The sequence below is a fragment of the Campylobacter sputorum subsp. sputorum genome (assembly GCF_008245005.1).
Taxonomy (GTDB): Bacteria; Campylobacterota; Campylobacteria; order Campylobacterales; family Campylobacteraceae; genus Campylobacter_F; species Campylobacter_F sputorum.
The window spans coordinates 1-15,780 of the sequence record NZ_CP043427.1 but is presented as its reverse complement, the minus strand read 5'-3'; the positions used below and the strand labels follow the sequence as shown (position 1 = coordinate 15,780).

The window sequence follows — 15,780 nt, the reverse complement described above, 5'->3', positions numbered from 1 at the left end:
TTAAAAGTGGAAATTTTAGTTAATTGTATTTCTAAAAGTAACGATTTTGAAGATAATATAAAAAGATATATAAAAATGTCATCAAAATATGCAAAAATTTCCCAAAATAATATTTTTAATGATAAAATCTCAAAAGCACAATCAGATGGTGTTAAAAAAGCTAGGATTGCCTATGATGAAGCTTATCAGCCATATGTGTCAAATTTCAATGTCGTTTTAGATGAAAATGGCAAAATGTTAGATAGTTTAGAATTTGCTCAAATGATAAAAAATTGTACCAAAGTATCTTTTTTTATAGGTGGAGCTTATGGATTTAGCGATGAATTTAAGAAAAAAGCGCAAAAACTAATTAGTTTAAGCAGATTAACTACATCGCATGGCATTGCAAAACTTATGTTATTTGAACAAATTTTTAGAGCTCTTTGCATAAATGCAGGGCATCCATATCATAAATAAAGGTAAAAAATGAACAAAAAAGATTTAGCTACTTTTAAAAAAATGCTTACCGATGAGAAAGAAAAAATCATAGAAAGCATAAACAAATCAACTGAAGAGTTAAGCGGACTTAGAGATAGCGGTGCCAGTGATGAGTTAGATGTAGCATCTATAAATACAGATCAAATAATATCTCAAGCCATCAATGAACAACAAGCTAAAAATTTAGGCGAGATAAACTGGGCTCTTAGCAAAATAGATAATGGAAAATACGGAATTTGTGAAATGTGCGATGATGAGATAAGTATTGAGAGATTAAAGATTAAGCCACATGCTAGATTTTGTATAGTATGTAGTGAAATGCTAGAAAAAATGCCAAAACGAAAAGGATAAAAATGAAAGCGAGAAAATATATAATATATTCTATTTTATACGCAACCATTGTTTTTGTATTAGTTTATACGCTTAACAACGGCGAATACACATTAAGCTTGATGGGCTTTAATATAAATTTATTAATAGCTACATGGTTTGTCGTGCCTTTAGCATTTTTTATACTTTTATCAATATTTCACATGGCTTACCAAAACTTTGAAATTTACTTACAAAATAGGGCATTAAAACGAGATACAAAAATTTATGATGAGATGATTAGTGAAATTATGCTCGGATTTGATAGCAATAAGGAATTTAAAACAAAAGCTTTTGATAATGCAAGTGAGGTTTTAAAATCTTTATCTCCTTGGAAAAATATAGATCATATAAACTCTAAAAATGAGGATTTAAAAGAAATTTTCAATATAGTAAAAGACGCAAAAAATGGTATTCCTGTTGATATAAAAAAATACAAATTACCAAAAGAAAATCCACTTTATATACAAAATGAATTAAACAAAATAGCCACTTTAGCAGATTATTATTTAGATATTTTAAAATCAAATAGTGAAAATATAAATCCGCTTTTCATCACAAAAGCAAAAGAAAAACTTATTTCTACTGGAAATTATGAAAATATTATGAAATTTAATGATAGCTTTACAGAAGCACAAACTCTAATTTTGATAAACAGACACATAAATAAAGATGATAAATTTGAAATAAAACAAGGTGAGCTTTTAAATTTACTTAAAAAATGTGATTTAAGTGAAAACGGATTTATCATAATTGCACAAACTTTTCAAAACAAAATACCACCAGAAGCTATCATGCAAACATTTAAAAATCTATCTTCATATAATCAAAAAGCACAAAAAGCTTATCTATATATATTATATGACTTGCAAATGCTTGATGAGATTAGAGAAATTGTATCAAGCTCAGAGGATGATGATTACTTAGAGTTTAAAACTATGCTCTTTTTAAGAGATAATGGACAAAAAGCACCATTAAAACTATTTTTTAATGATAGATTTTAATAAATTACCGCTTTTCTTAGCTCCTCTTGCCGGTTATTCAGATCCGCCTTTAAGAAACGTTGTAAAACGTTTCGGGTGTGATGTAACAGTTAGTGAGATGATAAGTGCAAATGCGTTAGCTTATGAAAATGAAAAAACTCTTAAAATGCTGACACATTCGCATTTAGAAAAGCCTTTCATAGTCCAAATAGAAGCATCAAATGTTGATAGTGTAAAAAATGCTGTTTGTGTTTTAAATAAATTTGATGATATTGATGGAATTGATTTAAATTGCGGTTGTCCTGCACCAAAAGTTGTAAAGCAAAATGCTGGTTCTGCTCTTTTAAAAGATATATCTTTAATGCAAAGCTTAATACAAACAATAAAAAAATTATCAAACAAAACATATCTAAGTGTAAAAGTAAGAATCGGTTTTGATGAGAAAATTCCAGTAATCATAGCAAAAGCTTGCGAGGAAGCAGGGGCTGATTTTATAACAATGCATGGTAGAACAAAAACTGGCGGATTTTCATCTAGAGTTGATTATGAAGCCATAAAAGAAGCAAAAAATAGCATAAAAATACCACTAGTTGCAAACGGAAATATAGATGAAAATAACGCTAATGAAATACTAAAAACCACACAATGCGACGCACTTATGATAGGAAGAGCAAGCATAGGAAAGCCTTGGATATTTCACGAGATAAAAACCGGAAAAAATATAGACAATAAACTTAAAAAAGAGATTATCTTATATCATTTTGAGCAGATGTTAGAGCACTTTAGTGAGCGTGGAGTAGGGCTTTTTAGAAAACATTTACACGAATACTCAAAAGGATTAGATGGTGCATCAAATTTTAGAAATGATGTAAATTTTACTAATAATTCAAAAGATATGCAAAAACTAATAATGGAATTTTTCTAATAACATGCAAGGCTACATAATTCATACGCAAAAATTACGCGATGAAGATTTGATAGTTGATATTTTAACCAAAGACTTACTAGTTAAATCATATCGTTTTTATGGTGCAAGACACTCAAATATCATGCTTGGATATAAAATAGATTTTGAACTTATATCAAATATCAAATTTTTGCCGCAACTTAGAAGCGTTATGCACCTTGGATTTAAATGGCTTTATGATAGAAATAGGCTCATAATCTGGCAGCAATTTATAAATTTACTCTACAAACATTTAAAAGATACTGAGGATTTAGATGAAATTTATTTTCAAACATTAGAAAATATGGCACTTAAATTTGATAAAACAAATCCAAAACGCATAGTAATAGAAGCTTATTTAGAAATTTTAGCTAACGAAGGAAGGTTACATAATGATATGATTTGTTTTATTTGTGATGAAAAAATAGAAGAAAATGTGGCTTTGGTTAGAGGATTTTTACCATCTCACAAAATGTGCTCACACGCTGATGATTTTAATGCAAATTACATAAAAAGGCTCTTTGATACAAAAAATTCATCATTTATAGATGATAATGACATAAATAGACTTTATGATATAATTTTACAAGGATTATAAATGCAAAATTTATGGGACAAAAAAGCAAAAACTTATAATAGATTTGATGGAAAATTAAGCAAATTTGGAAAAGTGTTATTTGATAAACTTGATGAGTTTAAAATAAATTTTAACGACAAAAATATTTTAGATATTGGATGTGGAACTGGTGTGTATTCGCTGTATTTAGGCGGTATTTGTAAATTTGTAACTTGTCTTGATAGCTCTAATGAGATGTTAAAATGTCTTAAAGATGATGCAAATAAATTTAATATCAAAAACATAAAAATCATAAATTTACCTTTTGATGAGTTTTATAATGATAAAAAATTTGATATAGCATTTTTGACAATGAGTCCATCTCTAAAAAATGAAAAAGATTTTGATAAATTTATAAGCCTAGGAAAAGAAAAAATATATCTAAACTGGCAAATACCAAGATACTCATCTTTGATAGAACCATTTTTAAAAGATAGAAAAATTCCTAACTACGCAACAACGGCAAATGAACTTGAAGCTTATCTAAAAAATAAAAATATTAGTTATAAAACACACATTTTTGATGAAAAAAGAGAAGTTAAAAGAGATTTTAATGATGCTTATGAAAATATTTTATGGCATTTGCAAATAAATAAAATTAATATTGATGAACTTACAATAAAACAAAATCTACAAAAAACTTATAAAGATGATATAATTATAGAAACAATTATCTCTAAAATGAAGCTATTAGTTTTTTAATCAAAAAAGGGGATGTAGTGGCAAAACTTTTTTTATTTTTAACCATATTTTTAAATTTTATTTTTGCTAACTCATCTTTAAATATAATAACACCACAAGAGTATGATAGGCAAAAAGCTGAGCTTGGAAAAATGCTATTTTTTGATAAAACGCTAAGTAAGGATAAAAATATATCTTGCGAAACTTGTCATAATTTATATTGGAATTTTAGCGGAACAAATACAGATTTAACAAAAATGGACACTCCAACCATTTTAAACTCAGCACTTAACTTTCTGTTTTTCAAAGATGGAAAAGTTGATAATATATATAAACAAGTAGAAATATCTTTAACTAGCAAAAAAGAGTTAAATACACAAAAAGATATTTTAGTTAACAAAATACTTAGCAATCCAAAATATAACGCTCTATTTCATAAAATTTATCAAAAATTAGACTATGAAACCATAGTTGATGCTCTTGTAAATTTTGAAAAAAGTTTAATAACTCCAAATAGCAAATATGATAATTATATTAGTGGAAGTAGTGAAATTTTCAGTGCAAGTGAAAAAAAAGGTTATGAAATATTTAGTTTAGTTGGATGTATTTCATGTCATGATGGTATAAATTTAGGCGGAAATTTGATAGTTCAAAGCCCAGATGGATTTAAAAAAGTTCCAATGCTTAGAAATATATCAAAAACTTCACCATATTTTTATGATAAAAGAACAAGTGATTTAAAAGAAGTTTTGCGTATAAAAAATGACAAACTAATAAGTGATCTTAGTGACGAAGAATTAGATAATTTATACGATTTTTTACTAACTTTAGATGGGCAAACAACATATATAAAGAGTGATAATGCAGAATAATAGAGTAAAATTACAATATCTAATAATGTTTTTATTTATACTAGCTATCACTTTTTTAGCTTCAAATACTATAAAAGAATACAAAAAACTAAAATCCATAAATGATTTTTTATCTAATATACAAAATTTAGTATACACAAATCAAAATATAGATATAACAGTAAAAACTATAAATTTTCATAAGAAATATGATGATATAGAAAGACTGATTTTTAATTTCGATACTAATTTATTAGTAATTAAAAATATAGTAGAAAACAAAAATACTCAAACAGATAAACAAGTAGAAATTTATAATAAAATCAAGGAAAATTTTTTAGATAAAAAAGAGACAATTAGATATTACAACGGCAAAATGGCTCTTATTTACTCAGTAATACAAGATATGCAAAACTACACACAAAAAAATACTCTATCGCCTGATTTAAATTCCATATATTCAAGATTTTTAAACTTAAATTTTGACTCATATGCAGATATTGATACTTTTTTAGACTATTTAGTTAGCATAAACAAACAAAATCTTGATAAAAAAGAACTAAAATTTATAAATAGAATGGATGATTCTATTTATAACCTAATAGAAGCAAACGACTATAAATTTTTCATTTTAAATAGTGATTTAGAAAAAAATTTACTAAATTTTCTCGACTATATAACACAACAACATAAAGATATAGTAGATAATCTAGTAAAAATATTTATTACAATGATTATAATGTCCTTAATGTTTATTTTTTGGAATATAAAACTACTAAATAATATAAAAAATAAAAACAAAGATATAAGTTTTCTTAAACTTGCTGCTGATAATTCGTTTAATTCCATTATGTTTACAAACAATAACTTAGATATAACTTATGCAAATGCAGCTTTTGAGCAAATAAGCGGTTACAAATTAAAAGATATCATCGGTAAAAATCCATCTTTCTTAAAATATTACACTCAAAATAAGGATTATTACAAGAATTTTAAAAATGCAATCGATAAAAAAATTCCATGGAAAAAAGATAACTTTATAAGCAAAAGATCAGATAATACAATAATAATAGAAGATGTAATCATAATACCAAATATAAATAAAGATAACTTAGAGGGTTTTGTTGGTATAAAACTTGATAAAACAAAAGAACTAAATATCAAAAACGAAGCATTAAAAAGACAAATTTATAAAGATCATCTTACTGGCATAGGAAGTTATGTAGCATTAAGAGACAAATTAGAAAACAATGAGCAAGGCGTAATTATATATATGCGTATAAATAATTTTTTAAATTTAAGCTATTTTTATAAACCAAAATTTATAGATGATTTTATAATATTTTTTGTAGATACTATAAAACTTTGTATAAAAACTTATAATATTGATTGTGAACTATTTAGATTTCAGTTTGATGAGTTTTGTATTATTTATCATGGAAACGACTTATCTACAGACATACTTCGCATAAAAAGTTATTTTAAAACAAGTAATATAAATATACAAAGTAATGAAGGCACAAAAATAAATATAGAGCTTATATTTGGTGTTAGTTCAAATATAGACTCAAATATAAACAGACTTACTCAAGCTATATGGTCATATAAAGAAGCTAAAAAAATAGATGAAAAAATCTATTTTTATAAAGATAATGATCCTATAGAACAACAATATTTTAAAAATTTAGATGTTATAAAACTTATACAAAATGCACTAAAAAACGATAAAGTTATAGTTGAATGTCAGCCTATATTTAATATAAAAACAAATAGCAAAATAGCAAATAAATATGAAATTTTAATAAGAATATTAGATGATGAAGGTAAAATTCATTATCCTGGTGAATTTTTAAATGTTGCAAAACAAATTTTACTTTATAATGCACTAACAAGCAAAGTCATAGATATAGCATTTAATCTTTTAGACAAATACCCAAATAAGCAGTTTTCTATAAATCTTTCTAGTTCTGATATGGTTAATTTAAGCATTCGTCAAATATTCATAAAAAATCTTAAAATTTGTAAAAATCCATCAAATTTATTTGTTGAGATACTTGAAAGCGAAAGTATTGATAATTATGATGTTATAAATCCTTTTATAAAACACATAAAAGAACTCGGATGTAAGCTTTCTATTGATGATTTTGGAAGTGGATATTCAAACTATTATAGAATGCTTGAGTTTGATATTGATGTTTTAAAAATAGATGGCTCTATAGTCAAAAGACTTCCTTTTGATAAAAACTCAAGAATAGTTATGGAAACAATAGTAAGCTTTGCTAAAAAAATGAACTATGAAATAGTAGCTGAGTTTGTAAGTGATGAAAATATACTAAATGAAGTTAAAAAATACGATGTTGATTATGCTCAAGGATTTTATCTTGGTAAGCCAATTTCCCCTGATTTTATACTATTTAACTAGATATAAATTTTAACCTCACTTAACAAAAATTCATACACTCTTTGTTGTAGTAAAGCTTCATCTTCATCCATACTTATAAGCATTCTAAGATGTGAAAAATCTATCTTTTTTGCATATCTTTTATGATTTTTCAGCTCTTTGTCTATATCCAAAAGCAAACTGTCTATAACAAAAGATTTATCGTTTTTTATTTTTGTTAAATACTCTTTTATAACATTTTTCAATATCTCTATCCTGGGATTTTTTTCACTATAAATTTGAGTAGCTATATCATTTAATGTATGCATATCATTTTGAGTTATCTCTTTTTTAAAATATAACATAGCCGTAAAAATTTTTGCACGAAATTCCAAAGAGTGTGGATGATATACTAAGAGATTACGAAAAAATGTTATAAATTTAAATTTTAAAAACATTATTAATCCTATTTAAAGAAATTTTTGATATAATGACCATTCGCCTTTCCTTAGACCTGTGCAATGTTATTTTTGGAAACCGCTTCAGGGTAGGAATACAGCAGAGCAGCTAAACTTAATATGTGCCGCAGCCATCTGAGGGAAGGTCTAATTTAAAATATCTACAAAAATTATCACAAAGTTCTAAGAAATTTACACCTTCTATCTTTGGTTTTTCTTTAAAATACTTATACATATTATAAAATCCATCTACAAGTTCTTTGCTTTTTACACCATAACTTATAGAAATTCCAGCTTCCATAAATGCTGAAAATTTATCACAATATTTTAAAGCTTTTCCATCGATTGCACTAAATTTATCTTCATTGACATTATCCATAGTTCCATCAAAATGTGTTGGATATTTTTCATTTATTCTATTTTCAAATTCATTTTTTATCTGCTTAGAATTTTCATTTCTAAGACCTAAAATATAAGAAAATTCATCTTTACAAATTTGTGGAACAAATGGCAAAATTTGTTCATCAATAAGCCTTATTTCATACTCGCAAATTATATCATTTAGCCCTTCAACGCCGTATTTAACAGGACTTATAATATCTCTTGTAAGACTTTCTGGCAAATCATGAAATAAAGCACAATAAAAGTTATTTTCAAGTCTTTTTCTACAAGCTCCAACTTTAAGTGAATAAAAATAACTTAAAATTGCAACTATAAGCATATGCCCAAGAACAGCAGTTTCTGGGATACGCGGTGTTTGTGCCCAACGCTTTTGAAAACGAAGCCTACCGCTTAAATCTATAATTTTGGCTAATTTTTGATTCATTGCAATTTTTTGGACACCTATAAATTCATAATAATAATCCTCAAGTTCTTCATCAATTTTTCTTTTAACTTCATCAATACCGCTTAAAAACTGACTTGTTTGATAAACTATGCCAAACTCCCACCTTGTTGCTATGTATGATGCAGCCCTTAATATAAGCATTTCTTTCGTATTTGAGTGTTTTGTGTATTCTTTAAATCTTTGAAAAAATTTACCATTGTCTATATCGCCTATAAGCGGTTCAAGTTTTTTTAGTATCCAACTATTGACTTCATCTTTTTTAGAACGCCAAATTTGATGGAAAACATCAGGGCGTATATCAGTAACTACAACTCGTGAAAAAAACTCGAAAATACCTGCTTCTATGATATAATTCATATCAACATTTTTTTCCATTTTTGCTATAAAATAAGCTATTATAAATTTATGAGCCTGTTTATCAAGTTCAACTAAATTTGTCATTCTTGGATAATCATTCCATCTTGATATAGATGCAGCCTTAAAAATGTGTTCTATTAACTCAATTTTTAACATCTAAAACTCTCTTAATTCTTCTTTTGAAATAGCAGATATATCAAATTTCTCTTTTCTAACTAAATTTGAATCAAGTTCTATAACAGTATGAACATTTCCTCTTGGATTAAAATCCCCAACAACTCTTATATATTTTGGCTCTAATAATTTATCAAGAGTGTGATAAATCTCATTTATACTATCTTCATGGCTCATATTTTTATTCATAAAACTATTTATATAAAGTTTTATCGCTTTTAGTTCGATAACTTTTTTATCTGGAACATAAATAAGAAAAATCTTAGCAAAATCAGGATAACCAGAACGAGGACAAAGACAAACAAACTCAGGTAAAGTTATCCTTATAACATAGTCATTTTCCCATTTATTTGGCCAAATTTCCATATCTTTATCTATATCAAATTCTTTTATAATTTTCTCACCATATCTCATTTTTTACCTCTATTTTAAATTTTCAATCATTTGTGGTTTTTTTATATAAAAACCTTGTAAATAATCAATATTTTGATTTATAAGTATATCAAAACTCTCTTTTTTATCTATAAATTTAAATATAGTTTTTATATCTAAACTTTTTGCCATATTTATATAATTTTCTAAAATTACCAGATATTTTTTATCATTTAAATTTTTTAAAAACTCAATATCAAATATCAAAAAATCTATATTCAAATATTTTAGATAAAAATAACTTGCATTATCGCCGCCAAAATGGCTTAAACAAAATCTAATACCCATTTTTCTATAATCATTTATAATCTCATTAAAACGATTTTTTTCACTATAAAAATTATCTTCAAAAAACTCAAAAATTATATTTTTGGGATTTATAATTTTTTGATTTACAAGTTCAAAAATATAATTTTTAAACTCTAAATTTCTTATACTCATTACTGAAATTTCAACTATATAATCAAAATCTAAATCATAATTTATACAATCTGATAAAGCTTTTATCATATTTTTATCATAATTTATCTCATAATTATATTTATTTAACAAATTTGAAATTTTATTTTTAGAATACATTCCATAATTTTCAACAAAAAGTCTTGGTATGATTGTTACTACATCTTTTAAATTTTTATCATTGTTTTTAGTTTCTTGAAATTTGAAATTAAATTTCAAATTATTAATACTTTGAATTATAACATTGATATTTTCATCATATACGATTAAATTTTCTTCTTTGTTATTATTTAAATCATAACTAAGATGATTTATCACACTTTTTAGATTATTAAAATTTAATAAATTTAATACCGAAAATTCAAATTTTATCTCAATATTTTCTATACCATAGTTTGTGATTTTTTTTTCAAAAATTCTTAGATTATGTGCCAATATAGTATCTTTTTCATTTATTATCATTAAAAAATATGAAAAATTATAAGCCCCAATAACTACATTTTTATATCCATTTTTTTCAAGAAAAATATTTAATTTTATAATAAATTTATTTGCTATTTTTTCATAATTTTCTATACCATAAGTTTGAGTTATATAACTATAATTTTTGATATCAAACATTACAACTTTCATATCTTTATTCAAATTTTTAGATATAAGCTCATAAATTTTTTTTCTATTAAAAACATTTGTTATGGGATCTAAAAGTGTTGTTTTTAGACTTAAATATATTAAATATGCAGAATAATAAACATAAAAAAAAGTCAAAATGGTAAGTAAAAATATATCGCTTTGTTCAGCATTTGATATAAATTTAATCCAAAATATAATAAGAATTATAAATGGAAGGGCAATTTTTAATGCTGAAAAAAATAAATTTGCCCTTTCTTTTTTTTGGCTATAAAGCATTAAATATCCAGTTGTTTAACATCTTTTGCGTGTTCTTCTATATAATTCCTTCTTGGCTCAACTTCATCACCCATAAAAAGATTAAAAGTTTCACTGGCACTTTGTGCATCATCAACACTTATTTTAATAAGTCTTCTATTTTCAGGATCCATTGTTGTTTCCCAAAGTTGTTCAGGATTCATCTCACCTAAACCTTTATAGCGTTGTATATAAGCACCTTTTTTGGCATTTTTTTCTACATCATCTAAAATTTCTAATATATCTTTACCTAAATTTATATCATAATCTTTAATTTTTTTATAAATTTCAATAGAGCTTGAAAATAGTGGATTTGAAAAAAGTTTATCATTTATAACAAGCTCTTGCAAACCATCTGTAGTTTGTGCATAAATCCTTATCTCATCATCTTTTATATTTGAGTTTAAAATATTATGACCATTTTTAGTAATTTCTTCACTAATAAGTTTGAAAATTTCATTATAACTTTTACCTATAATTCCATCATTTTCTATCAAAAATCTTAAAGCTTTTAAAATGTTAAATCTTTTTTCTAGCTCTTTTAAATAGCTTCTATAAACTGCAACAATCTTTAAAAATTCTATCAAATCATTGTTTCCAACGCCTTCAAAACTTATATTTTCTATACCATTTTCTATCAAAAATTCATTTAGTGCTTTTTCATCTTTTAAATAAATTTCTTTTTTACCTTTTTTATATCTATAAAGTGGCGGTTGGGCAAGATAAATATAGCCATTTTTTATAACCGGATTTAAAAATCTAAAGAAAAATGTTAAAAGCAAAGTTTGTATATGACTTCCATCAACATCGGCATCTGTCATAATTATAATTTTATGATATCTTAGTTTTTCTTCATCAAATTCATTTCCTATACCACAACCTAAGGCTGTGATCATATTTTTTATCTCTTCACTTTTTAAAATTTTTTCAAGACCTGCTTTTTCAACATTTAAAATTTTACCTCTTAGAGGCAAGATTGCTTGAAAAACTCTATTTCTACCTTGTTTTGCAGATCCTCCAGCACTATCTCCCTCAACTAAATAAAGCTCACAAATTTCAGCTTCTTTACTTTGACAATCAGCAAGTTTTCCAGGAAGAGTTCCAACAGAAAAATTCTCTTTTTTTCTAGTTAAATCTCTTGCCCTTTTTGCAGCTTCTCTTCCTCTTGCAGCAAGTAAAGCTTTATTCATTATAGCTTTTGCTTCTATAGGATTTTCTTCAAAAAATTTACAAAGTGTATCAAAAGTTATTTTTTGAACTATTGGTTTTACATAACTAGATCCTAGTTTTCCTTTAGTTTGACCTTCAAATTGTGGTTCAGGAACTTTTACACTAACAATAGCTATAAGACCTTCTCTAACATCTTCACCACTTATTTTTGTATCTTTTTCTCTTGCTGATGCATTTGATGAAATATAATTTGTAATAGCCCTTGTAAGACCTGCTCTAAATCCAGCCTCATGAGTTCCACCATCTGGGGTATGGATATTATTTACAAAGCTAAGAACATTTTCTGAATAACTTTCATTATACATAAGTGCTACATCAACAACTACATCTTCTGAAAAATCACTAAAAGATAGGGCTTTACAAACTGGATTTGCTTTATTTAAATCATTTACAAAACTTTCTAATCCACCCTCAAAATGATAACTTTCATGTTTTCCAACTCTATTATCTTTAAAATTTATAGTTATTTTTGAATTTAAATATGCAAGTTCTTTAAATCTAGTTGATAAAGTATCAAAATTAAAATCAGTTGTTTCAAATATTTCACTATCTGGTATAAACTCAACTGTTGTTCCTGTTTTTTTAGTTTCTCCTATGATCTCTAAATCAGTTGTAGGAACACCTTTTGAAAACTCTTGTCTATGAATTTTTCCATTTTTATAAATTGTAACTATAAATTTAATAGAAAGTGCATTTACAACGCTAACTCCAACTCCGTGCAATCCACCACTAACTTTATATGTATTTTTATCAAATTTACCACCAGCATGAAGAACTGTTAAAACAACAGTTGCAGCTGGTATTTTTTCAGTTGGATGAATATCAACTGGAATTCCACGCCCATTATCAGATATTATAGCGTGTCCGTCTGTTGTAATTTCTACATCTATTTGATCACAATAACCAGCCATTGATTCATCTATAGAGTTATCAACAACTTCGTATATAAGGTGATGAAGACCATTTATATTTGTATCACCGATATACATTCCAGGTCGTTTTCTAACTGCTTCTAAACCTTTTAAAACTTTTATATTTTCCGCACTATATTCCATATTTTCTCCGTTTTTATGATACAATTGGCATAATTACTGTTTTTAAATTTCCACAAACTACTAAAAATGCTGTCTCTTGCGAATTTAATTCTATATCAAATTCACTTTCTTCTATACTTCCTAAAAAATCTAATAAATATCTATTTTTCAAACAAATACTTATATTTTCACTAACCCCTGTTTGAAATTCTATCGAAGTTCTAGCTTCACTATTATCTTCTATGATACTTTCAAATACTATTTCATTTGGTGCAAAAGTAAGTTTCATTTGCTCACTAAGAATTGAAATGGTTTTCATTCCTTCTATCATCATATCACGATTTAATCTAATTCTGGTTTTTATCTCTTTTGGAATAACTCTTGCATAATCAGGAAATTTTCCATTTATAAGTTTTGTAAAAAATTCAAAATTATCAGAAACTGCTATTAATGTATTTTCATCATAATAAATTTCTATTTTATCATAAAATAGCTTTTGAATTTCTAGTATTGCTTTTTTAGGTATTATTATAGAAAATTCTTTGTCTGTTTGTGTATCAATTCTATAAATTCCAAGTCTTCTAGTGTCAGTTCCAACTAAATTTATATAATCATTTTTTATATCTACTAATGCACCATTTAGTTCAAATTTATGATTATTTGTATCTACACAAGGAACTATTTTTTTAAGACTTCTACTTAGTATTGATGAGTCTATTTCAAATTTGTTTTTATTTTGGATATCGGGGAATTTAGGAAAGTCTTCAGCTTTAAACATAGGAAGTTTATATTTTGAATTATTTTGTTTAATATACAAATAATTTTGAACTGTTTCAAGTGTAACATCTCCATCTTTTAAACTACTAATAATACTTAGTAGTTTTCTACCATTTGCAGTTGCTTCACCTTCATCAATTATAGTTAGATTTTTTTGTTTATATGTTAATCCTATTTCATAATCAGTTGCTTTAACATTTAAAACACCATTATTTGCTGATAAAAAGATATGTGAAGTTATTGAACTTGTATCTTTTTTTTCAAGGTATGTTTTAGTATTTGTAACTATTGATTCAAGAGAATTTTTATTTATTTTTACTCTCATCTTTTCCCCTTTTTTATATGTTTATTAGTATTAGTATTAGTATTGTTGAAAAAGTGAATAGTTAAAAAACTATCCAAATTTACGTTGTTTTTTTGTTGAATTAAAAATATTTTATTTTCACATCTTTTCACAAATTTCATTTAGTTTTCTTTAGTTAGTAGTCTATTTTCTAGTTCATTTAGTATTATTTTAAAATACTCATCATTTTGTATTATCTCATTTATCTTTTTAATGTTATGACTAACTGCACTGTGATCTTTCATTCCAAAAAAACTTGCAAGTTGTGGCATAGAATTTTGTGTATGTTTTTTTGCTAGATATATGCCTATTCTTCTTGCTTCGACTATATTTTTTTGTCTGCTTTTGCTTTTAATATCGCTTGGTTTTATGTTTAATTCTTTTGATATTAAATTTATAATATTTTCAAGAGTTATGTTTTCTTGTTTTTCTTTTATTTGATCACGCATAAGGTTTTTTGCAAACTCTAAATTTATATCTTGATGAAGCATTTTTGCATATGCGTTTAAATTTATTATAGCACTTTCTATCTCTCTTATATTATCACCCATATTTGTTGCGATATAATTTATTACATCATTGTTTAAAGAAATTCCATCAAATTCACATTTTTTCTTTATTATGGCGATTTTTGTATCAAGTTCGGGCGGTGTAATATCTGCTATTAAACGAGATTCAAATCTTGATTTTAATCTATCAGTAAAATTTTTAAGCATTTTTGGTGGTCTATCTGAAGTCATTGCGATTTGACCATTTTTAGAGTGAAGTTCGTTAAAAGTGTGAAAAAATTCATCTTGAATTTGATCTGTTCTTCCTAAAAATTGAACATCATCTATGAGTAAAACATTGCAATTTCTATATTTATCGCGAAATTTATTCATAGTTTTGTTATGAAGGTTATAAACAAAATCTGTTATAAAATTTTCACTTGTTACATATATCACTATTTTATTATTTTTTAAACAATGATTACCGATGGATTGTAAAAGATGAGTTTTACCAAGTCCAGTTGGACCATAAATAAACAAAGGATTGCAGTTTGAATCTCCAGGATTTTTAGAAGCTGCAATTGCACTAAAATATGCATATTGATTTGAATTGCCGATGATGAAGTTATCAAATGTAAAGTTTGGATTTAGCGGTGAGCTCTGTTTTTTTACATTTTTAATTTCAACTCTTTGGGTTTTTGTTACTAAATTTTTATTTGGTGTTGAGATGATAATTTTAGGTTTTTTACCTGTTTTTAACTCAAAAAGATAAGAAATTTTATCTGTATATTTTGTCTGTATATATTTTGAAACTAATGCATTTGGTGCCAAATAAACAACATTGCCATCTACTGATAGTTTTTCACTAAATTTAAGTTGTTTTATGTATGATTCATATTCTGATGGTAGAATTTCTTTACCTAGTAATTCAAGAATTTCATTTTCTAACAA

The 15,780-nt window shown here is 25.6% G+C and carries 14 protein-coding genes, 1 other RNA gene and 1 pseudogene; 9 read left to right on the top strand and 7 right to left on the bottom strand.

Going from position 1 to position 15,780, the window contains the following annotated elements; translation table 11 throughout:
* Positions 1-6 precede the first annotated feature (6 nt).
* Genes CSPT_RS00080 through CSPT_RS00045 form a run of 8 tightly spaced genes read left to right on the top strand, consistent with a single transcriptional unit; the run spans position 7 to position 7,345 of the window.
* On the top strand, positions 7-456 hold the full coding sequence (locus CSPT_RS00080; RefSeq protein ID WP_089181731.1) for a 23S rRNA (pseudouridine(1915)-N(3))-methyltransferase RlmH: 450 nt from the start codon (positions 7-9) through the stop codon (positions 454-456).
* Between the two features lie 9 nt (positions 457-465).
* Positions 466-828 carry an RNA polymerase-binding protein DksA gene (dksA, locus tag CSPT_RS00075; RefSeq protein WP_089181730.1) on the top strand — a complete coding sequence of 121 codons (363 nt, stop codon included), beginning with the start codon at positions 466-468 and terminating at the stop codon, positions 826-828.
* A gap of 2 nt (positions 829-830) precedes the next feature.
* Entirely contained in the window at positions 831-1,850 is a 1,020-nt protein-coding gene (locus CSPT_RS00070; RefSeq protein WP_089181729.1) for a hypothetical protein, read from the top strand.
* Entirely contained in the window at positions 1,837-2,754 is a 918-nt protein-coding gene (locus tag CSPT_RS00065) for a tRNA dihydrouridine synthase (protein WP_089181728.1), read from the top strand. The genes CSPT_RS00070 and CSPT_RS00065 overlap by 14 nt, the downstream gene beginning before the upstream one ends.
* A gap of 4 nt (positions 2,755-2,758) precedes the next feature.
* Positions 2,759-3,373: a recombination protein RecO gene (recO, locus tag CSPT_RS00060; protein ID WP_089181727.1), complete on the top strand. Its 615-nt coding sequence runs from the start codon at positions 2,759-2,761 to the stop codon at positions 3,371-3,373.
* A complete protein-coding gene (locus CSPT_RS00055; protein WP_089181726.1) occupies positions 3,374-4,093 on the top strand; it encodes a class I SAM-dependent methyltransferase in 720 nt (239 codons plus the stop codon).
* A 17-nt stretch (positions 4,094-4,110) separates the two neighbouring features.
* Entirely contained in the window at positions 4,111-4,944 is an 834-nt protein-coding gene (locus CSPT_RS00050; protein ID WP_089181725.1) for a cytochrome-c peroxidase, read from the top strand.
* The gene (locus tag CSPT_RS00045) at positions 4,934-7,345 is read left to right on the top strand and encodes a sensor domain-containing phosphodiesterase (RefSeq protein WP_089181724.1); all 2,412 of its coding nucleotides are present in this window, start codon (positions 4,934-4,936) and stop codon (positions 7,343-7,345) included. The genes CSPT_RS00050 and CSPT_RS00045 overlap by 11 nt, the downstream gene beginning before the upstream one ends.
* Here CSPT_RS00045 and CSPT_RS00040 read toward each other — a convergent pair.
* Positions 7,342-7,761 (bottom strand): hypothetical protein, encoded by a 420-nt coding sequence (locus CSPT_RS00040; protein ID WP_089181723.1) that lies wholly within the window; start codon positions 7,759-7,761, stop codon positions 7,342-7,344. The two genes, CSPT_RS00045 and CSPT_RS00040, sit on opposite strands and share 4 nt — an antisense overlap.
* Positions 7,762-7,808: 47 nt before the next feature.
* Here CSPT_RS00040 and ffs point away from each other — a divergent pair.
* Positions 7,809-7,906, top strand: an RNA gene (gene ffs, locus CSPT_RS00035) — signal recognition particle sRNA small type.
* Positions 7,907-7,909: 3 nt separating this feature from the next.
* Here the strand turns inward: ffs and CSPT_RS00030 are convergent.
* The 6 genes and pseudogenes from CSPT_RS00030 to dnaA all read right to left on the bottom strand — a co-directional run.
* A pseudogene (locus tag CSPT_RS00030) lies at positions 7,910-9,121 on the bottom strand (HD domain-containing protein); the annotation flags it as partial.
* A complete protein-coding gene (gene queF / locus CSPT_RS00025; protein WP_089181722.1) occupies positions 9,122-9,553 on the bottom strand; it encodes a preQ(1) synthase in 432 nt (143 codons plus the stop codon).
* 9 nt (positions 9,554-9,562) lie between these two features.
* Positions 9,563-10,939, bottom strand: a complete 1,377-nt coding sequence (locus CSPT_RS00020; RefSeq protein WP_089181721.1) for an EAL domain-containing protein — start codon at positions 10,937-10,939, stop codon at positions 9,563-9,565.
* The gene (gyrB, locus tag CSPT_RS00015) at positions 10,939-13,242 is read right to left on the bottom strand and encodes a DNA topoisomerase (ATP-hydrolyzing) subunit B (protein WP_089183268.1); all 2,304 of its coding nucleotides are present in this window, start codon (positions 13,240-13,242) and stop codon (positions 10,939-10,941) included. The genes CSPT_RS00020 and gyrB overlap by 1 nt, the downstream gene beginning before the upstream one ends.
* Before the next feature lie 13 nt (positions 13,243-13,255).
* The gene (dnaN, locus tag CSPT_RS00010) at positions 13,256-14,323 is read right to left on the bottom strand and encodes a DNA polymerase III subunit beta (RefSeq protein WP_089181720.1); all 1,068 of its coding nucleotides are present in this window, start codon (positions 14,321-14,323) and stop codon (positions 13,256-13,258) included.
* Positions 14,324-14,463: 140 nt separating this feature from the next.
* On the bottom strand, positions 14,464-15,780 hold the full coding sequence (gene dnaA, locus CSPT_RS00005; RefSeq protein WP_089181719.1) for a chromosomal replication initiator protein DnaA: 1,317 nt from the start codon (positions 15,778-15,780) through the stop codon (positions 14,464-14,466).